The 26,936-nt window shown below is 67.0% G+C and carries 24 protein-coding genes; 9 read left to right on the forward strand and 15 right to left on the reverse strand.

The annotated features are described in order from the left end of the window. Positions 1 to 23 precede the first annotated feature (23 nt). The gene (fliI, locus tag FQV39_RS26525; protein WP_149133018.1) at positions 24 to 1,370 is read right to left on the reverse strand and encodes a flagellar protein export ATPase FliI; all 1,347 of its coding nucleotides are present in this window, start codon (positions 1,368 to 1,370) and stop codon (positions 24 to 26) included. A 434-nt stretch (positions 1,371 to 1,804) separates the two neighbouring features. Here fliI and ctrA point away from each other — a divergent pair, with 434 nt between their 5' ends. Beyond that, positions 1,805 to 2,506 carry a response regulator transcription factor CtrA gene (ctrA, locus tag FQV39_RS26530; protein WP_056711445.1) on the forward strand — a complete coding sequence of 234 codons (702 nt, stop codon included), beginning with the start codon at positions 1,805 to 1,807 and terminating at the stop codon, positions 2,504 to 2,506. Between the two features lie 160 nt (positions 2,507 to 2,666). Here ctrA and FQV39_RS26535 read toward each other — a convergent pair whose 3' ends face one another. The 6 genes from FQV39_RS26535 to chpT form a co-directional block, all read right to left on the reverse strand. After that, positions 2,667 to 3,554: a CheR family methyltransferase gene (locus FQV39_RS26535; RefSeq protein ID WP_149133019.1), complete on the reverse strand. Its 888-nt coding sequence runs from the start codon at positions 3,552 to 3,554 to the stop codon at positions 2,667 to 2,669. Beyond that, on the reverse strand, positions 3,551 to 4,669 hold the full coding sequence (gene cheB, locus FQV39_RS26540) for a chemotaxis-specific protein-glutamate methyltransferase CheB (protein WP_149133020.1): 1,119 nt from the start codon (positions 4,667 to 4,669) through the stop codon (positions 3,551 to 3,553). Before cheB ends, FQV39_RS26535 begins: the two co-directional genes overlap by 4 nt. A gap of 70 nt (positions 4,670 to 4,739) precedes the next feature. Beyond that, positions 4,740 to 5,105: a response regulator gene (locus tag FQV39_RS26545; protein ID WP_149133021.1), complete on the reverse strand. Its 366-nt coding sequence runs from the start codon at positions 5,103 to 5,105 to the stop codon at positions 4,740 to 4,742. Positions 5,106 to 5,135: 30 nt separating this feature from the next. Beyond that, positions 5,136 to 5,633, reverse strand: coding sequence for a chemotaxis protein CheW (locus tag FQV39_RS26550; protein WP_149133022.1), 498 nt, complete (start codon positions 5,631 to 5,633; stop codon positions 5,136 to 5,138). Then, positions 5,630 to 8,236, reverse strand: a complete 2,607-nt coding sequence (locus FQV39_RS26555; RefSeq protein WP_149133023.1) for a chemotaxis protein CheW — start codon at positions 8,234 to 8,236, stop codon at positions 5,630 to 5,632. Before FQV39_RS26555 ends, FQV39_RS26550 begins: the two co-directional genes overlap by 4 nt. A gap of 91 nt (positions 8,237 to 8,327) precedes the next feature. Beyond that, a complete protein-coding gene (chpT, locus tag FQV39_RS26560; protein WP_149133024.1) occupies positions 8,328 to 8,969 on the reverse strand; it encodes a histidine phosphotransferase ChpT in 642 nt (213 codons plus the stop codon). A gap of 127 nt (positions 8,970 to 9,096) precedes the next feature. Between chpT and FQV39_RS26565 the strand changes: the two genes are divergently transcribed. Continuing rightward, positions 9,097 to 9,930, forward strand: coding sequence for a 3'(2'),5'-bisphosphate nucleotidase CysQ family protein (locus tag FQV39_RS26565; RefSeq protein ID WP_187640071.1), 834 nt, complete (start codon positions 9,097 to 9,099; stop codon positions 9,928 to 9,930). A 6-nt stretch (positions 9,931 to 9,936) separates the two neighbouring features. Here FQV39_RS26565 and FQV39_RS26570 read toward each other — a convergent pair whose 3' ends face one another. Continuing rightward, a complete protein-coding gene (locus FQV39_RS26570; protein WP_149133026.1) occupies positions 9,937 to 10,494 on the reverse strand; it encodes a YHS domain-containing (seleno)protein in 558 nt (185 codons plus the stop codon). Positions 10,495 to 10,767: 273 nt separating this feature from the next. On the opposite strand from FQV39_RS26570, the gene FQV39_RS26575 reads away from it, so the two are divergent. From FQV39_RS26575 to FQV39_RS26590, 4 genes are all read left to right on the forward strand, one after another. Then, positions 10,768 to 11,355, forward strand: a complete 588-nt coding sequence (locus tag FQV39_RS26575; protein ID WP_149133027.1) for a DUF1134 domain-containing protein — start codon at positions 10,768 to 10,770, stop codon at positions 11,353 to 11,355. 101 nt (positions 11,356 to 11,456) lie between these two features. Further along, positions 11,457 to 12,701, forward strand: a complete 1,245-nt coding sequence (locus FQV39_RS26580) for a coiled-coil domain-containing protein (RefSeq protein ID WP_149133028.1) — start codon at positions 11,457 to 11,459, stop codon at positions 12,699 to 12,701. A 127-nt stretch (positions 12,702 to 12,828) separates the two neighbouring features. Continuing rightward, positions 12,829 to 13,767, forward strand: coding sequence for a sugar kinase (locus tag FQV39_RS26585; RefSeq protein ID WP_210251144.1), 939 nt, complete (start codon positions 12,829 to 12,831; stop codon positions 13,765 to 13,767). Next, complete coding sequence (locus FQV39_RS26590; protein ID WP_149133029.1) at positions 13,767 to 14,627, forward strand: TIGR01459 family HAD-type hydrolase; 861 nt, start codon at positions 13,767 to 13,769, stop codon at positions 14,625 to 14,627. Before FQV39_RS26585 ends, FQV39_RS26590 begins: the two co-directional genes overlap by 1 nt. Positions 14,628 to 14,643: 16 nt before the next feature. Here the strand turns inward: FQV39_RS26590 and FQV39_RS26595 are convergent, their stop codons facing one another. The 3 genes from FQV39_RS26595 to ribA all read right to left on the reverse strand — a co-directional run bounded on the left by FQV39_RS26595 (position 14,644) and on the right by ribA (position 19,805). Then, the gene (locus FQV39_RS26595; protein ID WP_149133030.1) at positions 14,644 to 16,176 is read right to left on the reverse strand and encodes an MFS transporter; all 1,533 of its coding nucleotides are present in this window, start codon (positions 16,174 to 16,176) and stop codon (positions 14,644 to 14,646) included. 103 nt (positions 16,177 to 16,279) lie between these two features. Beyond that, positions 16,280 to 18,646: a glycosyltransferase family protein gene (locus tag FQV39_RS26600; protein WP_149133031.1), complete on the reverse strand. Its 2,367-nt coding sequence runs from the start codon at positions 18,644 to 18,646 to the stop codon at positions 16,280 to 16,282. A gap of 31 nt (positions 18,647 to 18,677) precedes the next feature. Beyond that, positions 18,678 to 19,805 carry a GTP cyclohydrolase II RibA gene (gene ribA, locus FQV39_RS26605; RefSeq protein WP_149133032.1) on the reverse strand — a complete coding sequence of 376 codons (1,128 nt, stop codon included), beginning with the start codon at positions 19,803 to 19,805 and terminating at the stop codon, positions 18,678 to 18,680. A 340-nt stretch (positions 19,806 to 20,145) separates the two neighbouring features. On the opposite strand from ribA, the gene FQV39_RS26610 reads away from it, so the two are divergent. Then, entirely contained in the window at positions 20,146 to 20,709 is a 564-nt protein-coding gene (locus tag FQV39_RS26610; RefSeq protein ID WP_149133033.1) for a cytochrome b, read from the forward strand. A 58-nt stretch (positions 20,710 to 20,767) separates the two neighbouring features. Here FQV39_RS26610 and FQV39_RS26615 read toward each other — a convergent pair whose 3' ends face one another. The 4 genes from FQV39_RS26615 to FQV39_RS26630 are packed head-to-tail and all read right to left on the reverse strand — an operon-like array spanning position 20,768 to position 24,125. Continuing rightward, a complete protein-coding gene (locus FQV39_RS26615) occupies positions 20,768 to 21,607 on the reverse strand; it encodes a class I SAM-dependent methyltransferase (protein ID WP_149133034.1) in 840 nt (279 codons plus the stop codon). Next, entirely contained in the window at positions 21,607 to 22,671 is a 1,065-nt protein-coding gene (locus tag FQV39_RS26620) for a glycosyltransferase family 4 protein (RefSeq protein WP_149133035.1), read from the reverse strand. The genes FQV39_RS26615 and FQV39_RS26620 overlap by 1 nt, the downstream gene beginning before the upstream one ends. After that, on the reverse strand, positions 22,668 to 23,069 hold the full coding sequence (locus tag FQV39_RS26625) for a 6-pyruvoyl trahydropterin synthase family protein (RefSeq protein ID WP_149133036.1): 402 nt from the start codon (positions 23,067 to 23,069) through the stop codon (positions 22,668 to 22,670). Before FQV39_RS26625 ends, FQV39_RS26620 begins: the two co-directional genes overlap by 4 nt. A gap of 36 nt (positions 23,070 to 23,105) precedes the next feature. Then, a complete protein-coding gene (locus FQV39_RS26630; protein WP_472840610.1) occupies positions 23,106 to 24,125 on the reverse strand; it encodes a zinc-dependent alcohol dehydrogenase in 1,020 nt (339 codons plus the stop codon). 35 nt (positions 24,126 to 24,160) lie between these two features. Between FQV39_RS26630 and mdoH the strand changes: the two genes are divergently transcribed. After that, positions 24,161 to 25,990 (forward strand): glucans biosynthesis glucosyltransferase MdoH, encoded by a 1,830-nt coding sequence (gene mdoH / locus FQV39_RS26635; protein WP_149133037.1) that lies wholly within the window; start codon positions 24,161 to 24,163, stop codon positions 25,988 to 25,990. Then, positions 25,987 to 26,745 carry an FkbM family methyltransferase gene (locus FQV39_RS26640; protein WP_149133038.1) on the forward strand — a complete coding sequence of 253 codons (759 nt, stop codon included), beginning with the start codon at positions 25,987 to 25,989 and terminating at the stop codon, positions 26,743 to 26,745. Before mdoH ends, FQV39_RS26640 begins: the two co-directional genes overlap by 4 nt. Positions 26,746 to 26,936 lie beyond the last annotated feature (191 nt).

Raw genomic sequence — 26,936 nt, forward strand, 5'->3', positions numbered from 1 at the left:
TGCGCAAGGGGACTGAAACGGCGTCAGACGCGATCGCTCATGATCGCGTGGAGACGTTGATAGCATTCGGGCAGCGGCGTTGCGTCGTCCTTCGCCTGCTTGAGGAAGGCTTCAAGCGCCGGATGCAGGCGGATCGCCTCGTCGACCTCTGCGGAAGCGCCCTGGCGATAGGCGCCGAGCCGGATCAGCTCCTCCATGTCGGCATAGGTCGCGAGCGTGGCGCGGGCCTTCTGCACGATCGGGTAATAGGCCGGGTCGCAGGAGCGTGGCATGGTTCGCGAGACGGACTTCAGGATGTTGACCGCCGGGTAGCGGCCGCGCTCGGCGATGGAGCGCTCCATGACGATATGGCCGTCGAGGATGCCGCGCACCGCGTCCGCGACCGGCTCGTCATGATCGCCGCCGTCGACCAGCACGGTGAAGAGCCCGGTGATCGCGCCGTCCTCCGTGCCGGGGCCGGCCCGCTCCAGCAGGCGCGGCAGTTCGGCGAAGACGGTTGGCGTGTAGCCCTTGGTCGTCGGCGGCTCGCCCGCCGCCAGGCCGATCTCGCGCATCGCCATGGCGAAGCGCGTCACCGAATCCATCAGGCACATCACCTGCAGGCCGCGATCGCGGAAATACTCGGCGAGCGTCAGCGTGGTCAGCGCCGCCTGCTTGCGCATCAGCGCCGGTTCGTCGGAGGTGGCGACGACGACGATCGAGCGGGCGAGGCCCTGCGGCCCCAGGTCTTCCTGCAGGAATTCCTGCACTTCGCGACCGCGCTCGCCGACAAGGCCGATGATGTTGACGTCGGCCTGCGCATAGCGGGCCAGCATCGAGAGCAGGACGGACTTGCCGACGCCCGAGCCGGCGAAGATGCCCATGCGCTGGCCGATGCAGCAGGTCAGGAAGGTGTTGAGCGCCCGGACGCCGAGGTCGAGCGGTCCGCCGACGCGCTGCCGCTTATGGGCGGGCGGCGGGTCGTTGCGGAAGGCGTAGAGTGTGTCGCCTTGCGGCAGGGGCGGGCCACCGTCGACCGGCCGGCCTAGCGCGTCGACGACGCGTCCGAGCCAGGCGGGGGTCGGGCGCAGGCCGGGCTGGGCGCGGTCGACATGGACAGGGCAGCCGCGGCGCACGCCATCGAGCCCGCCGAACGGCATCACCAGAGCCTTCTCGCCGGAGAAGCCGACGACCTCGCAGGGGACGCGGGTGTCCGCGGCGATCTCGATGCCGACACGGCCGCCCAGGCTCATCGCGCCGATCGGCCCGGCGACCTCGACGAGCAGGCCGCGAACGCCGATGACACGGCCATAGACGCTCACGCTCTCGATATGCTCGATGGCGGAGGCGAGGGCGGAGAGGCGGTCGGGACCGTGCGCAGGTGAATTCATGAAGCGAGATCGTTCTTGCCGGCGGGCGAGGAGGGGCCGAATATCAGGCAAATCGCCCCTGTGGATGATTTGGTAAGGGTTCCTAACAAATTGAGCTCATTTACCATCCATTAAGCTCTGTGATTAAGACTGTAGATCGAGGCTGCGGCGTGTCGCAGGGCCGTTTGGACCTGTTTCCCGAAGCAACCCTCCGCGAAAGGCGCATTTCGCGGGTGAAAGTTCACCGATCCGTGTCAAATTCGACTCACCTCGACAAGGATCGTTCACTTTCTCCGAGGAAGCGCTTGCGCTGGGGAATCACGGTTTGTTAACCAGTTTCCTCGTAGCGTGTCGCGTGGCGTTTCATTGGGCAAGTGCGTCGTCGTCAAGGGCCGGGAAGGTCCGGGCGAAAGCAACGGTCAACCTGCCCTGCGGGCGAAATTGGGGACGTGGACATGCGGGTTCTGCTGATCGAGGACGATAGCGCGACCGCTCAAAGCATCGAGCTCATGCTCAAATCCGAGAGCTTCAACGTCTACACGACGGATCTCGGCGAAGAGGGCGTCGATCTCGGCAAACTCTACGACTACGACATCATCCTGCTCGACCTGAACCTGCCCGACATGTCGGGCTACGAGGTTCTGCGGTCCTTGCGCGTTGCCAAGGTCAAGACGCCGATCCTGATCCTCTCCGGCCTCGCCGGCATCGAGGACAAGGTGAAGGGCCTCGGCTTCGGCGCCGACGACTATCTCACCAAGCCGTTCCACAAGGACGAGCTGGTCGCCCGCATCCACGCGATCGTGCGCCGCTCGAAGGGCCACGCCCAGTCGGTGATCACGACCGGCGATCTGGTCGTCAACCTCGACACCAAGACCGTGGAAGTCGACGCCGCCCGCGTCCACCTCACCGGCAAGGAATACCAGATGCTGGAGCTGCTCTCGCTCCGCAAGGGCACGACGCTCACCAAGGAGATGTTCCTCAACCATCTCTATGGCGGCATGGACGAGCCCGAGCTCAAGATCATCGACGTCTTCATCTGCAAGCTGCGCAAGAAGCTGGCCAACGCGTCGGACGGCAAGAACTACATCGAGACCGTCTGGGGCCGTGGCTATGTGCTGCGCGAGCCTTCCGACGTCGACGAGCGTATCCCGGCCTGACGTATTCCCGTCGCCTGCCCGTCATCGGGCGGTCACGAAGCGACGGCATACAAGTTTTGACCTGATCGTCGGATGTACACGACAGGTCGACGGGACCCCGCCGCGAGGCGGGGTTTTTGTTTTGGCGGAACGGCAGCGGCAGCGATGTTGTGGGCCAGGCTCAGGAGCGCCAGCCGGCAAGAGGCTCCGCGTAGGAGCGGGCGCCAAGCGCTGCGGCGGGGCGCGGCTGCGGAGCGAGGGCGGCCTGGCGGTAAAGGCCCCGATGGTCGGGGTCGCAGGTCAGCCTGGTGGCGAGCCCGAGCACGGTTTCCGCGGCGCCGAGGACGAAGGCCCCGTCGGGGACGAGGCGCGGGGTCAGCAACTCCAGCACCTTCACCTTCGTCGGCACGTCGAAATAGATCAGCACGTTGCGGCAGAAGATGATGTCGAAGCGGCCGAAATGATCGTTCCGCTCCAGCAGGTTGTGCTGGCGGAACTCGACCATGCGGCGCAGCCGCTCGCAGACCTGCCATTTGTCGCCGCGCTGCTCGAAATGCTTCAGCAGCATCTGGATCGGCAGGCCGCGCTGGATCTCGAACTGGCTGTAGATGCCCGAGCGGGCCTTCTCCAGGATCTCCGAGGAGATGTCGGTGCCGATGATCTCGACTTTCCAGCCGGCGAGGTGATTGGCGTGGTCGTCGATGATCATGGCCAGCGAATAGGCTTCCTGTCCGCTCGACACCGCGGCGCACCAGATGCGCAGCGTGCGGCTGGCAGCGTTTGCCACGATGCGCTCCGGCAGGATCACATCGCGGAACAGGTCGAACGGCGTGCGATCGCGGAAGAAGAGCGTCTCGTTCGTGGTCATCGCATCGACGACGGCACTTTCCAGCGCGCGATCGCGGCCGAGCCGCAACTGGCCGATCAGCGTCGCGATATCGGCGATGCCGCGCCGGCGGCACAGGATGCTCAGGCGGCTTTCCGCCAGATACAGCTTGTCGGCGGTCAGCGACAGGCCCGAACGCTGCTGCAGCAGCAGCCGGAGGAAGGCGAAATCGGTCTCGGTCATGCCGGCTGCACCCCGCGCACGAGGCAGCGGATCGAGGCGCCGATCTCGTCGAGCGCGATCACGGCGCTGGCATGGCGCGCGCGGACGACCGAGCCCGGCATGCCCCAGATCGTGCTGCTCGGCTCGTCCTGGGCCAGAACGGCCGCTCCGGCGTGGCGCAGGGCGCCGGCGCCCTCGGTGCCGTCGCTGCCCATGCCGGTGAGAACGAGGCCCAGCGTCGCCGCGCCGAGATGGCGCGCGGCATCGTTGAACAGCACGTCGACGGCGGGCCGACAGAAGTTGACCGGCGCCTCATCGCCGATGCGTGCGACGATGTGGCCGAGCCGGCGGTCGATGCCGAGATGGCGGCCGCCAGGGGCGACATAGACGGTGCCGCGCATCAGGCGCTCGCCGTCGAAGGGCTCTCGTGCTGGAACGCCGATATGGCTCGCGATCTGCTCGGCAAAGGAGGCCGTGAACAGCGGCGGCATGTGCTGGACGACCAGCGTCGTCAGGTCGTGCAGGCCCTCGCCGATATCGAACAGCACCTTGGCGACGGCCCGCGGCCCGCCGGTCGAGGCGCCGATCACGAGGTAACGCGGCATCACCGAAACCATGGGGCGCAGATTGACGGGGCCGCTATGCGGCAGATCGACGATGTCGACCTCCGGCGGCAGCGAACCCGGCCGCGCTGCCGTATGGGCGATGTTGCCGAGCTTGAGCAGAAACTCGCTGCGGAAATCGAGGGACAGCGTCATGCCGGCGCGGCTGTCGGGCTTCGAGACGACGTCCATCGCGCCCTTGGTCATGCATTCGAGTGCGATGCGGGTGTTGCGCTCGTTCAGCGTGGCGGCGAGCAGGACACCGGTGTTGGGGCTTTCCTTGAGGATCTGCGGCAGTGCGGCTGCCCCGTCCACGCCCGGCATGTCGAGATCGAGCACCATGACGTCCGGCTTGTAGCGCGTCGCATGGGCGACGGCCGTCTCGCCGTCCCCGGCGACCGCCACCACATGAAAATGGCCAGCTTCCCCCAGCCAGCGGGCGAATAGCCCGCGGACGACGACGGAATCGTCGGCGATCACGACCGTCTTGTGTCGGATCGGCGGAGCCGGAGGGTGGAGGCGGGACGCCATCATGCTGATGCTGCTTGCTGGATCGGCCATATCGACCGGCGGAAATCGGGCATCCGGGGCAGGGCTGGACCGTTCAGAGCAGGCCGACCTGGTGGAATTTCGATGCCACGATATCCTTGTCGAAGGGCTTCATGATGTATTCGTCCGCGCCGGCATGCATGGCACGCGCGATATGGGCGATGTCGTTCTCCGTGGTACAGAAGACGACCTTCGGCCGCTTGCCGCCCGGCATCTGGCGCAGCGTGCGCAGGAACTCGTACCCGTCCATGATCGGCATGTTCCAGTCGAGCAGCACGGCGTCGGGCATCTCGCCCTTGCAGGCATCGATGGCGCGTGCGCCATCCTCGGCTTCGGCGATGCGGAACTGCAGGCCTTCCAGGATCCGGCGTGCGACCTTGCGGATCACCGCTGAGTCATCGACGACGAGGCAATATTTCATGGTCTGTCTCCAAAACTCTGTGGCCGTGCCTCAGGCCGCGGCGGGGAGGTCAAGATCGAGGACAGCATCGAGATCGAGTATGACGAGGAGTTCGTCGGCAAGCCGGTGAACGCCGCTCGCCAACGCGGTCCAGACACGGTCGAGATGAACGGGCAATGGCTCGAAGGTGGAACGGTCCAGCCGGATCACCTCGCCGACGGCATCGACGATCAGGGCGTAGGCCTCGCCGCGATGATCGATACCGATCGCCGTCAACTCGCCTTGCCCCAGGGTATCCGGAACAGGCCTGCCGAGCCGCTTGCGCAGGCAGATTGCCGTGACGATGCGCCCGCGCAGATTCAACAAGCCGACGATCTCGCTCGGAGCGCGGGGCACGATCGTGATGCGATCGGTGATGAAGACGTCCTGCACGCGCCCGATCGGCAGCCCGAGCAGCTGCTCGCCGATCCGGATCGTCACGTAGTCGAGCGAATCGCCGAAACCGGCGGACGCCATCTGCTGAGCCTTGTCGGGTCCGGGAAGGGTCATGCCGCCTGCCTCATATCCGCGCTGCCGGCATTCAGCTCGCTCAGCAAAGCCCGGCGATCGAATTTCGCAACGACATCGTCGAGGCCGGCCTGTGCGGCGCGCATGTGCAGATCCGGTGTCGCGCAGGTGGTGAGGCCGAGGATGCGCAGGCGCTCGCTTCCGGCCTGGGCACGCAGCGTCGCGGCCAAGGCGAAGGCCGCTTCGATCTGTCGATCGAGATCGAGCAGGACGATGCTGAACGGCTCGGCGGCTGCCGAGGGATCAAGGTCGAAATCGGCCGCCATGGTGATCATGTGGCCGGATGCCTTCAGGATCGGGCTCAGCATCTCCCGCAGGAAATCCGATGGCTCGATCAGCAGGACACGGGCGGACGGGGTGGAGCCGCGCTTCGCGGCAAACCAGCCGGGCTCGTTCAGCGGCAGGTAGTGGGCGAGATCGACGATATCGGTGGCGCGGCCCCGGATCATGGCGGAACCGATCACGCCGCGCTCGTCGCTTGTGGCCATTTCGAGATCGAAACTGTCCTCGACGATGTCGACGATGGCTTCGACTGCCAGCGCAACGGTCAGATCGCCGTCCGAGACGATGACGAGTGGCTGGATGCCCTGGCTGCGCAGCTGCGTTTCGGCGAGTGGCGTGACGGGAACGAGGCGCCCGCGATAGTGCAGCAGAGTGCGGCCGCCACCGCGCTGGAACTGGTCGGCATCGACCTCCTCGAGCCGGGTCACCAGCGACAGGGGCAGTGCCTGGAGGCTGCCGGCGCCGGTCCGGAAGACGAGCATCGTCGTCTTCTCGCTCCCTTGCGCATGGGAGGGCGCGGTATGCGGCTTCGCTTCGGCCTCATCCGACAGGACCGCGCCGACCAGGCTGGCGACGCCGTTGGGGTCGACGATCAGCACGACGGCTCCGTCGCCGAGGATGGTATTGCCCGAGAAAAGCGGGATGTGGCGCAGCTTGCTCGACATCGGCTTCACCACGATTTCCTCGGTGTGGAAGACGCTGTCGACGAGGATTCCGAATTGTCGCTCGCCGATCTGGGTGATGACGATGAAGCCTTCTCCCTCCGCCGCCTTGGGCGCGCCCATCAGCTCGGGAAGCGAAATGATCGGCAGCAGACGTCCGCGCAGCCGCAGGACCGGGGCGCCGTTGATCTCCTCGATGCGGTTGTCGTCGCCCGTCTTCACCCGCACGAGCTCGCGCACCGCGATCTGCGGAATCGCGTAGCGGTCATTGCCTGCCACCACGATCAAGGCAGAGATGATCGCGAGCGTCAGCGGGATCTTGATGGTGATGGTGGTGCCAAGGCCGGGACGGCTGGCGATGTCGATCATCCCGCCGATCGAATCGACATTGGCCTTGACCACGTCCATGCCGACGCCGCGGCCGGAAACCGCCGTCACGTTATCCGCCGTCGAGAAGCCGGGCAGGAAGATGAAACGGCTGATCTGGGCATCGCCGAGCTTCTCGATCTCGGCTTCGGTGGCAAGGCCCCGGGCGATGGCCTTGTTCCGGATGCGTCCAACATCGAGCCCGCGCCCGTCATCCGCGATCGAGATCGTGACGGAGCCGCCCTCGTGATAGGCGGAAAGCCGGATCGTGCCCTGTTCGGGCTTGCCGGCTGCCCGGCGCTCCGCCGGAAGCTCGATCGCATGGTCGGCGCAGTTGCGGACCATGTGGATGAGCGGATCCTTGATCAGGTCGAGGATCTGGCGGTCGAGTTCAGTTTCCGCGCCCTCGGTCACGAGTTCGATGCGCTTGCCGAGTTCGGTGCTGAGGTCGCGCACGATGCGCGGCAGCTTCGACCAGGCGTTGCCGATCGGCTGCATGCGCGTCTTCATCACGCCGTCCTGCAGCTCGGCGGTGATCAGCGACAGGCGCTGCAGCGGGGCCTTGAGCTTGGCGTCTTCCTGCTGGCGAGAGACATCGAGGAGCTGGTTGCGCGTCAGAACGAGCTCCGAGACCATGGTCATCAGATGCTCGATCGTATCGACATTGACGCGCAGGGTTGCCGGGCCGCCGTTCCGAGCCGGCGCCGGTCCCTCATCGGCGTGCTGAACGCTCTCGCTGCCTTCGATGCGGCCGTTGCGGTCGCGCTGCGGCCCCGGGGCGCTGCGGAAGACGATGTCGTCCGTTGCAGGCTCGGCCGCAACCTGGCCATGGCGCGCGAGATAGGCGGCGACGGGGTCGACCGGCTCCTCGGTCGGATGCGACTGGCGGAGCTCGCCCTTGGCATGGTCGGCCAAGGCCTGCAACTCGCAGATCAGCGTCTCGTCGTTGCCCTCGGGCTCCTGCCCTTTCTCGGCCAGCTCGGCGAGGATGTCCTTGATGCGGTCGATGGTTTCGAGGATGGCGGTGACGGCGCTCGGCTTCACCGTCGCACCGTCGCGGAACTGTCCGATCACCGACTCGGCCGCATGGGTGAGGGCTTCGAGCCGCGGCAAGCCGATGAAGCCGCAGGTTCCCTTGACGGTGTGAACGAGCCTGAAGATGTTGCGCAGGATGTCCCGATCGTTCGGGTCCTGCTCGAAGCGGACGAGTTCCCGGTCGACCGTATCGAGGTTCTCGCCGGTCTCGGTCAGGAACTCTTGCAGCAACTCGTCCATGCAGGAACATCACTCAACGCGAAACCCTACAGGAACTAAAGCAGGAGAAGGGTTTATGATCGGTTGAGATCACCCATCGACTGTTTCGGTCTCAGGCCGCCTTGGCTGCCTTGATGGTCACGGTCTCGCCGTCGATCGCGACGGAAACCTCCATCCCGGCGGCGCGTGCCACCATGCCGGTATAGACCGGCTGGACCGCGTGGGCGTCGATCGTGCCGCCCGGTGCATTGCCGGCCAGCAACTCCTCGACATGGGCGGGGATGCGGGCATGCGAGCCCGTGGCGGTGATCTCGAAGCTGCCCTGCTCGCCCTCGACGCTGGCGCGCGAGACCAGCTTGCCGCCGCGCGGCACGGCCTGCGAGGCGATGACCAGCAGGTTCAGCAGGAGCTTGACCTGATTCTTCGGCAGCAGGGCACGGGGCGCGTCCCAGTCGAGCGAGAGCTTCTCGTCGTTGAGGAAGCCGTTGGCGACGTTGCCGGCATCGCCGAGGTCGATCATCGCGCCGGCCGATCCTGCCGCGCCGAAGGCGAGGCGCGCAAACTGCAGGCGGGCCGAGGCGTTGCGGGCGCTCTTCTTGATGAGCTCAAGCGCGAAGTCGCGCATCGAGGGGTCGTCTTCCTCCAGAACCTCCAGAGCGTTGACAATCGCGCCGACCGGGCTGATCACGTCATGGCAGACGCGGCTGCAGAGAAGAGCGGCCAGGTCGAGCGAGTCGAGCGAGATGGCGGTCATGGGGGTGAAATCCTGGGGTGAGCGATGCGCCGAGGGTAGGGCGCCATTGCTGCCAGATATGCTGTCATCTTGGTTTTCATGTGGTTAATCGCCATATCCGGGTCAAATGTTCGAAGGATGGGCCGCCATGATCGGCCGTGACGATCCCCGTCTGCGTGATTGCGACGGGTTGGCGCGCAAACTTGCGGAAGCTGCCAGAGTCAGTGCGAGCGTCCTGCTGGCGAAGCGGGCGGCGCGCGATGTGAAGCTCAAGCAGGACGGTTCGCCGGTCTGCTCCGCGGATTTGGCTGCCGATTATGCCGCGAAGGATGCCCTTGCGCGCCTGTGCCCCGGCTTCCCCATTATCAGCGAGGAAACCGCCGACAGCGTCGCGCCGGGCGAGGTCTTCATCCTGCTCGATCCCCTGGACGGCACGCGCGAGTTCCTGGCCGGCGGCGACAGCTATTGCGTTGCGATCGCGGTGATCCGCGAGGGCAGGCCGATTGCTGGCGCGATCGCCGCTCCGGCCATCGGCCGGCTCTGGTTTGCCGGCGAGCACGCCTATGTGCAGGATTTCGCCGCCGATGGCACCGCGCTCGGGGAAGCGCACCGCACGTCTGTGCGCGCGTTGCCCAGCGACGGGCCGGTCGCACTGGTCAGCCGCTTCCACGGCGATGGCCGCAGCGACGGTATCGCGGCGTCGATGTGCTGCCACAAAGGTATCCCCGTCTCGTCAGCCGTCAAATTCGGGATGATCGCTTCGGGCGAGGCGGATCTGCATGTCCGTTGCGGCCAGACCATGGAATGGGACATTGCTGCCGGCGACGCCATTCTCTCGGCAGCCGGCGGCGTGGTGCTGACGCTTGACGGCGCGTTGCCGCATTACGGCGTGAGCGAACGGCAGTTCCGCAATCCGCCTTTCGTGGCGGCGTCGAGCGAGGCGCTGGCGCGGAGGGCGATCGCCGGTGATACCGGCTGCTGAGAGCTCTCAGCGGGCGACGAAACGCAGCACCGATTTCCAGCGATCTTCGGCTTGAGCCAGGAGCGCGGCATCCTGCAGGAAACGCTGGCGGTTTTCCGCCGTGCGGAACAGGAACAGCCGCGAACCGATGATCGCGTATTGGCACGGGTCACTCTCTGCCGCTACGCCGCTGGCGACGCCCGTCGGATCGAAACCGGCAAAGGCGGGCGCGTAGATTGCCGGCGCATCGCGGAAGGCCTCGAGATTGGCCTGCGAGGCGAAGCGCCAGACGATTCCGTCATGGATGAGTTCGTGGTCGGGGAGGCCGGCCGAAGGTCTGCGGCCGAGGCGATAGGACACCGGGTCAAAGCCGTTGATGGCGAGGCCCGTGCGCAGGTCGCGCTGCATCACTTCGCCCAGTGAAGGCAGGCGGGGCAGACCGGTCGGCAGCCCCGGCGCGCCCGACGACGCCGGCAGAACCGGCTCGGCTGACGCGGTGTTGGCGAGGGCGACTGGAATGGCGACGAAAAGAAGGGCAATGCCGGCGCAGGTCGCGCTGCAGTGTTGCCTTGTTGCGGCCTTCATCCCGGAAAATCCTCGCAATCCCGCAATCCCGGGCCGTTCGGCTCGCCGGAATCTTCACGCCTTGGATAGATTTGCAGCGTATCAAACTGGTTACCGAAATGATTCGTTTTCGCCGGACGTCGCTTTTCGACGATCGCGCGAGCGGCGGATAGCCCAGGATCGGCCCGCCTTCCGGTCTGTATCGCACCTGTCGGGAACCGGCGCCGAGCGGCCGGGCGATCAAACCGCCCCGAGGTCTGGCCTGGCCGGACCCTCTGTCCGGAGATCTTGCTCATGAACCAGACCCGCCGCAGTCTCATCAAGGGCGGTCTCGCCGTCGCCGGAACCGGCCTCACCGGCCTGTCGGCCCCGGCTTTCGCGCAGAACTACAACGAACAGCGCTCGTTCTCGCAGAACGAGCTGGTCACATCCGGCCACAAGTTCTTCGGCAATGTGTCGCGTGGCCTGGCGCTCACCATCGAGGAGGCTGTGCGGCGTTGGGGCGAGCCCAATGGCTATGTGCTCGGCCAGGAAGCCTCCGGCGCCTTCGTGGGTGGGCTGCGCTTCGGCGAAGGCCAGCTCTACACCCGCAATGCCGGCGACCGCAGGGTGTTCTGGCAGGGGCCTTCGATCGGCTTCGACTTCGGTGGCGAGGGCGCGCGCACGATGATGCTGGTCTACAACCTGCCGGCGGTCGACGCGCTCTACCAGCGCTTCGCCGGCATCGACGGCTCGGCCTATTTCATCGGTGGTTTCGGTTTCACCGCGATGACGGCGGAGGGCATCACCGTGGTGCCGATCCGCACCGGCGTCGGCTGGCGGCTCGGCGTCAATCTCGGCTATCTGAAGTTCACGCCGCAGGCGACGTGGAACCCGTTCTGACGGCCCTGGTCGGAGCCCCGTCACAAGCACTGGCCTTGGCCGGGCGGGCGTGGCAGATTCGGCTGGAGCCTGTGTTCATGTGCTGCCGGGAGCCGTGAGTCTTGATCGAAGCCGCCATGCTGTTCGCGCTCGGCTTCCTTTGCGCTGCCCTGCTCGCGCTGGCCGCGGTGCCGGCTCTCGCGCGTCGTGCCGATCGGCTGGCGCGCAAGCGGGCTGAGGCGGCCTTCCCGCTCTCCCTGGCGGAAATCGCAGCGGATCGTGACCATCTGCGCGCCGAACTCGCCCTGCGCATGCGCTCTGTCGAACAGGAGGCCGAGCGTGGCTTTGCCGTCAAGGCTGGGGCGATGCAGGAGCTTGGCCGCCGTGACATGACGATCGGCCGGTTGGAGCGCGAGCGCGGCGAGCGCGATGCCCGGATCGCAGAACTTGAAAGCGTGCTGGCAACGACGCAGGCCGGGCTAGGCGATACGCGAAAAGCCCTCGAGCGAGAGCAGGCCGGCCATGGTGAAACGGCGGCAACGCTGGAGAAGCGGCTTGCCGATCTGGCGAGCCTGGAGCAGAGCCTGGCGGAGGCACGGCAAGCTCTGACGGGCACAGGGGCCGATCTGAGCACGCGCGATGACGAGCTTGCGCGGGAACGCGAGACGGTCAGGCGGATCGAGAAGCTGCTCGCCGAGCGCGAGGCGGAATTGGCGGCGAGCCGCGACGCGCATGAGAAGCTGCGCGTGGCGCAAGTGGAGGACCGCACGCAGATCATGGTCCTGCAGGGCAAGCGCGACGAGCTTGCCGGGAGACTGGCGAGCGTCGAGGATCGGCTGGCCCGCAGCGAGGCGGCACTGAAGGCGATGACGGGCGAGCGCGACGGCGAACAGGTTCGGGCCGGCGCTTTCTCCGCCCGTGCCGAGCAGGCCGAGGCGGGGCTCGCAGCGGCCGATGCGCGGGCCAGTGCTGCCGCCGTCGAGGTGCAGCAGCTCGCCGTGCGGCTGGAGCAGGCGATGTCCGACCATGAAGCCCTGCAAGGCAAAACGGATGCCCTGGAACAGGCGCTCGCGGCCAAGAATGACGAGCTGGCCGATCTGAGGCAGCGCAAACAAGGAGAGATCGCCGCCTTGCAGGACAGCCAGCGCGAACGCGAAAGTCAGATCGAGCTTCTGCGTGCCGAGCTTCAGACGCTGGAAGGCGCGCTCAGCCAGGCCCGTGACCACCGGAACCAGCTTCTGGACGAGATGTCCAACCTTCGCAAAGCGGCATCGGGCACGCTGGCGAACGCGGCCTTGCGCGAGGAGATCGTCCGGCTGGCCGACCGCCTGATGAGCCTTTCGCCGAAACGCGAGGCCGCCGAATAGCGCGGCATATGCCGGGCATCATTCGCGTGGTCCGATGGCTTCGAAAAGCGGTTTCCTCTTTTCAGCCCGATGTTCTAGGAAGACGGGGCCTCCCGGCGCGCCGGCGCCACCTGAATGGTTTTAAATCGTGACGGACAGCCAAATCGATCTCTTGTGCCTGGGCGAGCCGCTCGGCGAGTTCAACGCCACCCGGGCCGAGACCGGGGCCTTCCTGTTCGGGCATGGTGGCGACACTTCGAATTGCGCCGTTGCGGCAGCCCGGCAGGGCATGTCGGTCGGTTATCTCGGGGCGCTCGGCGACGACAGCGCCGGCCATTCGATCCGGGCGCTGTGGAAGCGCGAGGGCGTCGACGATGCTCATGTCTCGACGCATCCGACCGCGCCGACGGGGCTCTATTTCGTCGATCACGGCCCGTCCGGCCATGTCTTTTCCTATCTGCGCGCCGGCTCGGCCGCGAGCCTCTACGGCCCGCGCGACCTGCCGCGCGACCTCATCCGCTCGGCCCGCATCATCCAGGCCTCCGGCATCAGCCAGGCGATCTCGCCAAGCGCCTGCGACGCGGTGTTCGAGGCCTTCGAGACCGCGCGCAAGGCCGGCGTGCTGACCGCCTACGACACCAATCTGCGCCTCAAGCTCTGGCCGCTGACCCGCGCGCGGGCGATCATCCACGCCGCCTGTGCCATGGCCGATATCGTTCTGCCCGGGCTCGACGACGCGACGCAGCTCACCGGGCTCAACAATCCCGACGCCATCGTCGACTTCTATCTCGGTCTCGGCGCGCGCCTCGTGGCGCTGACGCTCGGCCATGAAGGCTCGCTGGTTGCGACGCCGGTCCGACGCGAGCGCTTCCGGCCGATCAAGGTCAACGCCATCGATGCAACTGGGGCCGGCGATTGCTATGACGGCGCCTTCCTCGCGGAATATCTGCGCACAGGCGATGCCTTTGCCGCGGGCGCCTATGCCAATGTCGCCGCGGCGCTGTCGACGCAAGGATATGGCGCCGTCGCACCGCTGCCGCACCGGGCCGAGGTCGAAGCGCGCATGGCGGCTGAGGCCAAAGGCTGATGACCGTTCCAGTCCTGAAGCGTGCGGGCGATCTCCTCGCCCGCTACGATGTGCTGATCAGCGATGTCTGGGGCGTCGTTCATGACGGGCTCTGGGCGCTGGAGCCGGCCTGCGAGGCATTGATCGCCTTCCGCGAGCGCGGCGGAACGGTCGCGCTGCTTTCCAATGCTCCCGGGCCGTCCACACAGGTGGCTGGTCTGCTCGATACCAAGCGCGTGCCGCGCGAGGCTTGGAACCGGCTCGTCACCTCCGGTGATGTCACGCGTGCACTGATCGCGGAGAGCCATCATAAGCGCGTCTACCATATCGGTTGGCAGAGCGATCGGGCCGTTTTCGCCGGGCTCGATGTCGAGCTGGTTGGCGAGGAGCAGGCCGACATCATCGTCGCGACCGAGCTCAACGACTACCGCACCGAGACGCCGGAACAGTACCGGCCGCTGCTCGAGCGCTTCGCCGAGCGCGGCCTGCCCTTCATCTGCGGCAATCCCGATCTCGTCGTGCATGTCGGCGAGGATCTGCTGCCCTGCGCCGGCTCGCTGGCGGCGATCTACGAGGAGCTGGGCGGCACGGTCGCCTGGGCCGGCAAGCCTTATCGTCCGGCCTATGACCTCGCGCTCACAGCCGCCGCCGAGGCGCGCGGCGGCAAGTCGGTCGAGCCTGGCAAGGTGCTGGTGATCGGCGATGCGGTCAGGACCGATCTCGCCGGCGCGCGGCTGATGGGCTTTGACAGCCTGTTCATCGCCGGCGGCATCCATCGCGACGAGACGATGCATGGCGGCGAGGTCGATCCGGCCGGGCTCGCCAAGGTGCTGGATGGGCTGCCGGTCCAGCCGATCGCCGCGATGGGCGCACTGGCCTGAAGCCGCCCGCCGCGGCTCAATGCGCTTCGCCCGGCCGTGCGTTGCGCAGCGTCGTCAGCGTCACGGCGATGCAGAACAGCATGCCGACGATCGACAGGACGGCAGCGGCGCGGAAGCCGAGCATGAAGGCCTCGCAGGCCCGCGCCAGCATCGGCCCGGCCTGATCGGGCGCGAGCCCCGTCGCGAAGGCCAGGGCGCCGCCCAACGTCGAGCGTGCCGGGGCGAGCGCCTCGACGCTGACGCCGGGCACGACGACATCCGCCATGCGGCTGCGATAGAGCGCGGCGCCCAGGCTGCCGAGCACGGCGATGCCGAGCGCGCCGCCAAGCTCGACACTGGTTTCCGACATGGCTGAAGCGGCGCCGGTGCGTTCCGGCGGAGCCGATCCGACGACGATGCCGGTGGTCAGCGTGATCACCGGCGTGAAGCCGATCGAGAACACCACCGAGGCGGCGACGATCTGCACGAGGCCCGGCGCAAAGACGAGCCAGACGAAGCCGATCGCCGAGACCGCCATGCCGCCCGCCATCAGCGCCGCTGGCGTGAAACGGCCGACGAGGCTCGGCGTCACGAAGGAGGCGAGCGTGAAGGCGACGGCCGAGGGCAAGGACCAGAGGCCGGCCTGCAGCGGCGTCAGCCCGGCGACGAGCTGGAAGTACTGCGCCAGGAAGATGAAGCTGCCGAACATGAACAGGATGCCGGCGAGGTTAATCGCCAGCGCCGCCCGGAAGGCAGGGATGCGGAACATGGCGAGATCGATCATCGGGTCGGCGAGCCGCGCCTGTCGCCGCAGGAAGAGCAGCACGAAGCCGAGACCGGCGATGATCGACACGGCAGCCTGCCAGTCGAAGCCCTCCGCCGCCCAGTGCTTGATGCCGTAGACAAGCCCGAGCACGGCGGCGAGCGAGAGCAGGGCGCTGAGGATGTCGATGCGGCCGGCGTTCGGCGCGCGATATTCCGGCAGCAGGATCGGGCCGATGGCGAGCAGCAGCAGCATCGGCGGCACGGCGATCAGGAAGGCCGAACCCCACCAGAAATACTCGATCAGGAAGCCGCCGACGACGGGCCCGATGATGGCGCCGACCGAGAAGCTGGCGATCCACATCGAGATCGCGAAGGTGCGTTCCTTCTCGTCGCTGAACATCACGGTGATGAGCGACAGCGTCGAGGGAGCAAGCGTCGCCCCGGCGATGCCGAGGACAGCGCGCATGGCAATCAGCATCTCTGCGCTGTTGGAGAAGGCCGCAACGGTCGAAGCGACACCGAAGAAGGCTGCGCCGATCATCAGCAGCCGCCTGCGGCCGATGCGGTCCCCGAGCGTGCCCATGGTCATCAGGAAGCCGGCGACCATGAAGCCGTAGATGTCGATGATCCAGAGCAGCTGGCTCGCGCTCGGTTTCAGGTCGCGCGTTAGCGTCGGCACGGCGAGGTTCAGCACTGTGAGATCCATCGAATAGATCATGCAGGGCAGGGCGATTGCGAGCAGGCCAAGCCACTCGCGGCGTGTCGCCTTCCGTTCACCCTGGCTTGAAATGGGTGCTGACGTCATCGTTCACTCGCAGCCTTTGGTATCCAGGCCGGCCCTTTGCCATGAGAGTGCGGCTGAATCTGGCAGGAGAGGGCGGTAGCTACTCCTACGCCCGACGGGCGCGCTATCCCTGCCGGGTTGCCGCGAGATTGCGCAGCCGCGCGACGATGTCCCCGTAGAGGCCCTCGATCGGGCGGAAGACGAAACGCACTGTGGATTTCCCCGGCGGGACGACGACGGCCCGGAAAAGCACGTTGGCGCGCAGCAACTCCGCCGGCCGATCGTCGATCTCGACCCGCCACCAATGGTGCCAGACATCGTTGAGGACGAGATAACCGCCGCGTGGCGCATCGACGGCGATCGTCACCGTGGTCGTGCCGTAATCGCGGATCGCGACCGTGGCCGGCCCGATCGCGCCCGTGGCGAGCGGCGGTGGATCGCGGTCGAGCAGGACGGTCCGGCGCGGATCGAATCCGGTGGGCCATTGGCCGCTCGTCAGGATGCCGTCGAGATCGGCCTTCTGCGCCTCGGTGACGAGCAGGATGCGCGGCAAGGCGCGCGGGTTCTCATAGACATAGGCGTCCTTCGTCCGGGCGATCTGGCGGAGGTCCCCGGGTTTCAGCCGCTTGTCGATCTGCTCGATCGGCACGCCGGTCGCGATGAAGCGCAGTCCCAGCATGTCGGCCAGCAGCGAGCGATAACCCGGCATCAGGGCGGAGAAGGTGCGCTGATCGGGCAGGGCGACATGGTCGCCGGCGCCGGTCGCCTTGCTGTAGAGGCCGAGCCGCAGCGGGTTGTAGCCCAAGGTGTTGTCGAGTTCATGGACGAGGCTGGCATTGGGCCAGTGAAAGTCGATGGCGGCGAGTTCAATCCGGTCACGCCGGTCGGGCGCGGCGGTGCGGGCGGTTTCGCGTTTGAGCAGAGCGATGGTCTCGTTCGTGCTGTCCTTGCGCAGCACGTCATACATCTGCGGCGGCAGGGCGGTGGATTCGCTTGGGCCGTTATTGACGGAAAGGTCCACGACGAGCGTGGCAGCCAGGACGACGGTGGCCGCGAGCGCCGAGCCGCGCTGGGCCAGGCCGCGGGCGGCGACGATGCTTCCAAGCGAGAGCACGCCGCAGAGAAGCGCGATCACGAGCGGCGAGGTGGCGACAGGGATGCGCCCGACCGTCCAGGCGAGCCAGAGGGCGAGGGCGAGCGCTCCGGCGAAGATCAGCGCTTCCAGGGCGATCTGCCAGGGCCGCGCCTTCGGCGCCGTGCCTGTCATGACGAGATGGGTGAGATAGCCGCCGAGGATGGCGAGCAGGGCGCCGAGGATGAAGAGCGCATCGGCGGGGCGGCGGTAGAAGCTGATGCCGGGCAGCTCGAACAGCAGCCTGAAGGCGGGGGTGTAGCGGCCGAGCGCATAGAGCAGGGCGATCAGCGCCGCGACGCTGAGTGCGACGATCTCGCGCCGCCAGAGCGCCCCGCGGACGAGGCCGATGGTGAGGATCAGCCCCATCGGCAGCAGGCCGAGATAGAGCTGGCTCATGTTACGGGCGAGGAAGAGCCCGAGCGGGCCGAAGCGGGCCTCCCAGGCCGGGCTCGGCGCGCCCCAGAAATCCGCGAGCGGCCCGGCCGCGCCATAGAGATTGGCGATCAGCCCGGTAAGCAGCGCGGCGGGGTGCAGCGAGCCCTTGCCGGCTTCGACGAAGTCGATCGCGGGGCGGTTCGACTCCTGCGCGATGAAGCCGGTCAGCAGGATGGGGATGGTGGCGACCAGAATGGCGCCGAGCGTGCCGGCAAGCAGGGGCAGCAAGCTAGTACGGAAGGCGCGCCAAGGATTGCGCGCCATCAGGATCGCAGCGATCACCAGCCCGGCGAGGACGTAGACGCCGATCAGCGCGACCTGATCGCGGCCTAGCACCATGAAGCCGGAAGCCACCCCGGCGGCGAAGCCGTAGCCGATCGAGCCGCGCTCCAGCGCGCGGGAGAGCAGAAACAGGGTGACAGCGAAATAGCCGAGGCTCAGCACCTGCCCGACATGCTGGATTCGCCAGGCGGCGGCCGCGCCGAAGGCGAAGGAGAGCGCCGCGACGACGGCGCCGGCCGGATGCCAGCCGCGGTCGCGGAAGATCAGGACGATCGCCAGCGCGCCGACGAGCAGCGTGCCGAGCACCGCGCCATCGTTCCAGCGGAAATCGGGCGCGGGATTGAGCGCGGCGATCAACGCGAAGGAGGGCGAGAAGATCAGCGATTGCGGATCGGCGACCTGCGGCGAGCCGGAGAAGACGTAAGGGGTCCAGAACGGAGAGAGGCCGCGATGCCAGCTATCGGCGAGGAACTGGAGCTGAGGGTGGAAATGGGCCTTGGCGTCCCAGGGGATGGTGACCGCGCCCGAGAGCCAGGGCCAGGACAGGGCCAGCCAGCACAGGAACACGATGCAGAACACGCTGGCCAGCGGCCAGCGTGTCGGACTGCTCTCGGTCGCTATCGTTTCGGGCACGGGCATCAGCCTGGCCTGGCCGCAATCGCAAACGCCGTCAATCCGTCGGGGCGGCCCGCGCCATCAGCGCGTCCATATCGATGAAATGCCCGGCGCGGTCGCGCTTCGAGGCGAGGTAGCGGACATTGTGGGCGTTCGGGCGACCGAGCACGCGCTGGCTTGCGGCCACCTCGAGGCCCGCCGCCTGGATCGCGCCGATCTTCTGCGGATTGTTGGTAAGCGCCACGACGATGGAGACGCCGAGCTGCTTCAGCATGGTCGCCGCGAAATCGAAATGGCGCTGGTCGAGATCGAAGCCGAGCACCTCGTCGGCGTCGTAGGTGTCCCAGCCCTGGCTCTGCAGCTTGTAGGCGCGCATCTTGTTGGAGATGCCGTTGCCGCGGCCTTCCTGGTCCAGATAGAGCAGAACGCCGCCATCGTTCTCCGCCATCCACTGCACGGTCTCGCGCAGCTGGTCGCCGCAGTCGCATTTCAGCGAGCCGAAGAGATCGCCAGTAAGGCAGGCGGAGTGGAGGCGCACCGGCACGGCCGCCGAAAGATCGGGCTTGCCGACAATGATCGCGACCTGATCGCGCAGCCCCTCGCCACCGCGGAAGACGACGAACTCGGTCTCCGGCGCGCCTTCGAGCGGCACCGGCGCGCGGCCGACGATCTTCAGCGATGCGGCCTGCTCGGCGCGGTAGCCGTTGACTGCATCCAGGGCGACCTCGACCAGCGGCTCGCCGGCGATATCGGCAGCGCTGACCGGCACGACGATGACGGCCGGCAGGACGAGCGACAGGCGGGCCAGCTCGAGCGCGGCTTCGTCGAGACCGGAGGCGGGCGCGATCGGCGCGTCCATCCGCGCATCGATCTTGAGAGCGAGCGTCTCGATACGGCCGAGATCGATCGTGGGCAGGGCAAAAATGCCGCTTTCGCTGCGCCCCTTGGCGCCAAGGCGGCGCAGCCGGGCGCCGCTCAGGACCAGATGGCCACAGCCATGCGCCAGCTCATTGAGACCCTGTACGAGCGCATCTTCGGCCAACTCGGCAGACAGGGCGAGCGCGCGCTGATCACCGTTCCGCAGCAGGACGGGGCGGCCGGCACGAAACTCGGCGATTGCCCGGTCCACCCTCACGAGAGCAGTTTCGAGGGAGGGGCCGAAGAGCGTACGCGACTCAGGCATCGGGAAGTCCGTCAGATTGGGCCGGCAAGCGGCCGAGGAGCGTCAGAGGCACCATCGCAGGACGATATAGGGGTTCTTGGTTCGCCCTTCCAGCAACGTTCCCGTCAGGGCACGGTTCCACGGCGCGCAAGCGCTCAGGAACCAAGAAACGGGAACCTGACCGGAGCACCGTCGTATAGGCTGGTGAGCTTGAACGTGGGATGAATGCTTTCCCTAGATCGCCATGCGTCCTTTCGGGCGCGTAGTGGCGATCTAGCTCCTTGTTTAAGCATCGGACCGAAAAGTGGGATCCGCTTTTCGGTCCGATGCCCTAGCGGCAACGCCCGGAGAAGAACGATCGATGTCGAAGGAGATTGCGCCCGGCGACCGCTACAGCGCGACCGCCCGCACGCTACACTGGATCACCGTGGTCGCGGTCTTCGTGATGATCCCGGTCGGCGTGACGATGAGCTATCGCGGCAACGTCCTGAACCTCTGGGACGGGCTGACCAACGGCCTTTACAGCGCTCATAAGCTGACCGGTTTCCTGCTGCTGTGGCTGACGGCGGGGCGGCTGATCTACCGCCTTCTGCATGGTGCGCCTCCGGATGAACCGACGCTGGAATGGTGGCAGAAGGCCGGCTCGCACCTCGTCCACTGGCTGCTTTACGGGCTGCTCCTCGTCGTGCCGCTGCTGGGCTGGACCGGAGTATCGCTGTTTCCCGCGCTGACCGTGTTCGACCTGTTCACTCTGCCGGCGCTGACTCAGCCGAATGAAGCGGCCGCCAAGCAGGTGCTCGGCATCCACGGCAAGCTTGCATTGACGCTTGGGGCGCTTGCGATCTTGCATATCGCGGCGGCGCTCTATCACCGCTTCATCCGCAAGGATGGCGTCCTGCGCCGGATGTGGCCGGGATCCGGCTAGGTCATCCTGCGTCCTGCCGGACGCAGGGGGCGATCCAGCCCCTTGTCGAGGCGGAGCCTCAGACTGGTCGCGCCCAGAGATCCTGATGGCCGATCCGTGCGGACCCGGCTTCTCGGCGTGTGGCAAGCCAGCTCTCAATGGTGGCTGGATCGACCCGCCCGGTTTCGCGCACGGCGTCCGCGATGCCTTCGGCCAGGGCTGCGCGCAGATCGGCGCGGGCGCCGTCGATCAGCCAGCTGCTGTCGCCCATGGAAACCGCGAAGCCGGTCTTGCGGAAGGCTTCGGCCATGATCTCGCAGGCTTCAGGGCCGGCGGAGGGGCCGAAGCCCTTGTCACCGCGCTGATGATCAACAAAGGCGGTGTGGATGCCGATATCGGCGGGGTGCTCCGGCTGCCAGTCCTCGCGGCCGTCATAGGTCAGCACGGCATAGAGCGGCAGGTGCTGGCTTGCCAGCGCGGCGACGAAACGCTCGATCCAGCGTCGCGAGGTGAGGTCGAAGAGGGCGGCCGCCGTTACCAAGTCTGGCCGCCAGCCCAGCACCCAGTCGAGATCCTTGTCGAGATCGACCCGGCGGGTGTCCACGCCGATCAGCTTTTCGCCCTTGGTCAGGACGAGTTCCTCGCCCTGCTCGCGTGCTTCATCGGCCCAATCCGTCAGGCGGCTGCGCGCATGGGCGAGCAGATCGGTATCGTGATCCACGAGTGTCCAGTGCTGACGATCGGGCAGGGCGGCGTAGGAGGCACGCAGATTTGAGCCGGCGCCGCAGCCGAGATCGAGGATCGAGAGCGAAGATTGGTCGGAGAAATATGCGCCGACCGCGGCGAGGACCTGCGGGTTGCGCGCCGCATGATCGGCGGGCTCGCGCAAGGCGAGCCATTCCGGAGAGAAACCAGACATTACCGCACCTCTTGGCCGTCACGGTCGAGGCATGCCCCGGCGACAATCTGAGCCGTATCCCGCCAGCGCGGCAACGTCTTGGCTGCCGCCCATGCGGCGTCGGCCCGCTGCCGGCGCTCTGGCGGCACATCAATCAGCCTCGCGAGCGCCTTGGCAAGTGCCGCGGCGTCGCCGGGTGGCACCTTGAGGGCGGCGGCGTCAGGCAGGGCTTCGGCGCCGGCCCCGCTCAGCGTCGTGACGATAGGTAAGCCGCGCGCCAGCGCTTCGGTCAGCACCATGCCGTAGCCCTCGTAGAGCGAGGACATCACGAAAATGTCGGTCCGGTCATAGAGGCGCCATAGGCTGCCGGGGTCCACGCTGCCGACGAACGAGATGCGGTCCGCAAGCCCGATTCTGGCGATCCGGTCCTGCAGGTATTCAACCGTGCGGGGTGCATAATCGGGCGAGCCGGCGATGGTCATGATCCATTGCCGGTCCCTGATGGCAGCGAGTGCTTCGACCAGCACGTCGTAGCCCTTGCGGGGAATGATCGAGCCGACGGCGAGCAGGCGCACAGCGGCGCCGATGCTTGCGCGCGTAGCGGGGGGCACGGAATCGGTGCCGGGAATGGCGATGGTGATGTCGCCGGGCGCCACGGCGTAGGCAGCTGCGAGCATGTCGCGTGTGGCCGGGCTGGTGACCACCACGGCGCGCGCATGGCTGAGTGCCAGCTTTTCGCTCTGGCGCAGGAAGGACACCTCGCCAGGGGCAAGCCCTGTCTCCAGCGCCAGCGGATGATGCACCAGCGCGACGAGTCGGTCCGCGAACCGTGCCGCGAGCGGCTCGGGGAAGGCGCCATAGGCGAGGCCGTCGATCAGGAGGATGTCGTCGGGCGCGGTTACGGCGAGCAGCTGTTCCGTCGCCGTCAGGTCTTCGGCCGTCGGAAATGGAAAGGAACCAGGCAGGGCGAGATGCCTGGCCTCGATGCCCATCTCGCGCCATTCCTGCAATAGCCGGCGATCATAGCCGTAGCCACCGGTTGGCGCGTCGATATCGCCGGGGATGGCGAAGACGATGGCACTCACGCCAGCGTGCCCTCGTAGCTGGCGCGGGCGAGATCGGTCTCGTGGAGCGTGACGCGGATCTTTGTGAGGCCGGCGCCATCGGTGCCGAGCGCGCCGGATTTTGCGGCCGCGGACATGGCGTCGAAGATGTGCTTGCAGAGGAATTCGGTCGTGGTCAGAACGCCGGCGAATTGCGGGAGGGCGTCGAGGTTCTGGTAGTTGAGCGGCTTCAGGGTCTTGCCGAGCACGTCAAGTGCGGCGCCGATGTCGACGACCACGTTCTGCCGGTTCAGCGTCTCACGGAAGAAGGCGACGTCGACCACGAAGGTCGCGCCATGCATGTTCTGCGCGGGACCGAAGAAGGGATCGGGCAGCGAGTGGCCGATCATGATGCGGTCGCGGACTTCGACGGAAAACATGCGATCTCCTCGGGAGGCGCCCGAAGCGGGACGCGGTCACGGCTGCGCTTCATAGCAAATCGCGGCGGTCAGGCCAGCGGCACCGGGCGCGAGCAGTTCCGGAATGCGCAGCGGCGCGTCACGGAACGCGACCTCCTCGGTGATCAGCGCATCGAGCCGGTCATCGGCAAGGAGCGCCATGGCGGCTCCCGCCCGCCTTGCATGATCCCAGCGCGCCCGATGCGAGGCGGCGACCATGCCGACCTGCGACGAGACGAGCTGGAGACGGCGCGTATGGAAGGCGCAGCCAAGGGTGGCCGGCACCGTGCCCTCGCCATACCAGCTCATTTCGACGATCCGCGCCTCGGTGCCGGCTGCCGCCACGGCCGTGGCGAGGCCCGAGGCCGTCGCGCTGGTATGGAAGACGAGATCGGCGTCGCGCGGGGCGGCATCGGGCGTGGCGAAGGCGAAGCCGAGCTTGGCCGCCAGTGCGGCGCGGCTGGGCTCGATATCGACCAGCGTCACCTCGGTCCCCGGCAGGCGGGCGGCGAGCCAGGCGACGAGCAGGCCGAGGACCCCGCCTCCCACCACGACGATCCGGTCGGCCGGGCCGGAGCCGGCGTCCCAATGGGCGTTCAGGGCCGTTTCCATATTGGCGGCGAGGATGGCGCGCCGTGGCGGAACGCTGTCCGGCACCTGGATCAGGCTGCTGCGCGGCGCAATGAAGCGGTCCTGATGCGGGTGAAGGCAGAAGACGATGCGGCCGAGCAGGTCGTGAGGGCCGGCATCGACGCGACCGACGGCGCAGTAGCCGTATTTGACCGGAAAGGGGAAGCTGCCCTCCTGGAAGGGCGCACGCATGCGCTCATGCTCGGAAGGCGGCACGCGGCCCTCGAAAATGAGGCGCTCGGTGCCGCGGCTGAGACCGCTCCACAATGTGGTGACGAGGCAGTCCTCGGGGCTCGGCACCGGCAGGGCTACATCATTCAGGCTGCATTCACGGGGGGCTGTATACCAAAGCGCGAGGGCCTTGGCCCTTGCGTCAATCGTGGTTGCAGGCTTTAGCTCCCGCGCCATCGCGTCTGCCCTCCGTCCGAGCCTGTCTGCCTCCCATGACAGAGACTGCCACGAACCAGCGTTCCGGTCCGACCACGTTCCAGCGGGTGACGCAAGAGGTCGAAGCGCTCGGCCTGACGCCAGCCGGGCTGCAGGACGCAACCGTCCTCCGGCGACGGCGCCTTCTCGTTCTCGTGCTGAACCTTGCGACTCTGGCCCTGTTGCTGGCAGGGCTTGCTCAGGTGCTGGGGGTGGGGGGCTGGACCGCTGCGGATGTGGCGGTCTTCGTCGCTTTCCTTTTCGGGGCACCCTGGACCGTGCTCGGCTTCTGGAACGCGGCAATCGGGCTTTGGCTGCTGCATGGCCGCAAGGATGGTCTTGCCGAGGTCGCGCCCTTCGCCGCGGCGGGCGAGCGGGCGACGCCGCTTACACTGCGCACTGCCGTGCTGATGACACTGCGAAATGAGGATCCGGCGCGCGCTTTCCGCCGGCTCAAGGTGGTGAAGGAGAGCCTGGATGCGACAGGAGAAGGCGTCTGGTTCGATTACTTCGTGCTGTCCGATACCAATGATCCGGCGGTTGCCGTTGCCGAAGAGGCTCTGGCAGCGGCCTGGGCGCAGGAGATCGGCGAGCCGGCGCGCCTGATCTATCGCCGCCGCACCAACAATGCCGGCTTCAAGGCCGGCAATCTCCGGGATTTCTGCGAGCGCTGGGGCGAGCGCTACGAGCTGATGCTCCCACTCGATGCCGACAGCGTCATGGCCGGCGAGACGATCCTCGGCATGGCCCGAATGATGCAGGCACATCCGAAGCTCGGAATCCTGCAGAGTCTCGTGGTCGGTATGCCCAGCCGCTCCGCTTTCGCCCGCATCTTCCAGTTCGGCATGCGCCACGGCATGCGGCCCTACACGATGGGCTCGGCATGGTGGGGTGGGGATTGCGGGCCGTTCTGGGGACATAACGCACTGGTGCGGATCGCGCCGTTTCGCGATCATTGTTACCTGCCTATCCTGCCCGGCAAGGCACCTCTGGGCGGGGCGGTGATGAGCCACGATCAGGTCGAGGCGACGCTGATGCGCCGCGCCGGCTACGAGGTTCGCGTCCTGCCGGTCGAGGGCGGAAGCTGGGAGGAGAATCCGCCGACCATGCTGGAGTTCGCCAAGCGCGACCTGCGCTGGTGCCTCGGCAATCTGCAGTATCTCAAGCTGCTCGACCTGCCTGATCTCGAGCGGATGAGCCGGTTTCAGCTCGTCTGGGCGATCCTGATGTTCCTCGGGCTGCCGGCCTGGACGCTGATGATCGCGCTCCTGCCGCTGAAGGTTCTGGACGACCGGGCGATCGCGGATTATCCCGTAACGCTGGCGGCCGGCCTCTATGTCCTGTTCCTGGCGATGTATCTTTCGCCCAAGCTCGCGGGTTTCGCCGATATCCTGCTGACGCGTGCCGGGGTGCGCCGCTATGGCGGCGCGGCGCGTTTCTTGGCCTCGGCCGTGATCGAGGTGCTCTTTGCTTTCCTGCAAGGCGCGGTATCGAGCTTCCGGACCACGCTGTTCATGATCGGGCTCGCCTTCGGGCGGGCCAGGATCGGCTGGAATGGCCAAGCGCGCGACGCCCATGCGCTGTCCCTTGCCACCGCCTTCGCGGGCTTATGGCCGCATCTGCTGTTCGGGACGTATCTCGTCGCGGCGCTCGGCCTGCTTGCGCCGGCGGTGCTGATCTGGTCGCTGCCCCTGACGGCGGGCTATCTGCTGGCGATCCCTTTCGCGATGCTGACCGCCTGGCCGGCTGCCGGCGCCTGGCTCGCCGGCCATGGGCTTTGCGGCATCCCGGAGGATTTCGAGATGCCGCCGGTGCTGGCCGCCATTCGCGACGGGGAAAGCGCATGAACGCCACCGCCTATCCGAAGGGAACGGTGAAAGCGCTTTCGCGCAGCCTGCGTGTCTATCATGGCGACAAGCAGCGCAACGCGGCGATGGATCGGCTCTACGGGGCCTTCCTGCAGCCTGGCGATCTCGCCTTCGATATCGGCGCCCATGTCGGCGACCGCATTTCCTCGTTTCGCAGGCTTGGTGCCCGCGTCGTTGCGTTGGAGCCGCAGCCGGGACCGGCGCGTGTCATTCGCCTGATCCACCGACGCGATCCGTTGGTGACGCTGATTGCGGCGGCTTGCGGCGATCATGAAGGCTCGATTGCCCTCAAGATCAACAGCGCGAACCCGACCGTCTCGACGGCGTCGGCCGCTTTCATCGGTGCAGCGGCCGGTGCGCGGGGCTGGGAGGGACAGGTCTGGGACCACGAGATCACCGTGCCCTGCACCACGCTCGACCGGCTGATCCTGCGCCACGGGTTGCCCAAGCTCCTCAAGATCGACGTCGAAGGCTTCGAGGCGCATGTGCTGGCGGGGCTGACCAAGGCGGTGCCGGTGATCTCCTTCGAATTCACGACGATCCAGCGCGAGGTTGCCGAGGCCTGCCTCGCCGTGCTGGAGACGCTCGGCCCCTATCGCTTCAATGTCGCGATCGGAGAGAGCCAGAGGCTCGAACTCGCCGAGCCCGCAACCGCGGACGCCATGGGCGATTATCTGCGCGGCTTGCCTCACGCCGCCAATTCGGGCGACGTCTACGCCATCCTGGCACATTGAGGGCCGCCTTTGGAGGCTGTCTCCGTCGAGCCAGGCGAGTGCTGGGCCGAGAAAAGCAGCGTCTGCATCGATGCCTCCCGGCGCTCGCGGATTGAGGAATCTCTGGCAACCATCTGTCGAGACCAGCGTTGCAGTGCAGATCGGGAGCTGCTTCGTCGCCGCAGTTTTCGCCGGCATATGAGGCAATGCGG

It is taken from the genome of Bosea sp. F3-2, assembly GCF_008253865.1.
Classification (GTDB): domain Bacteria; phylum Pseudomonadota; class Alphaproteobacteria; order Rhizobiales; family Beijerinckiaceae; genus Allobosea.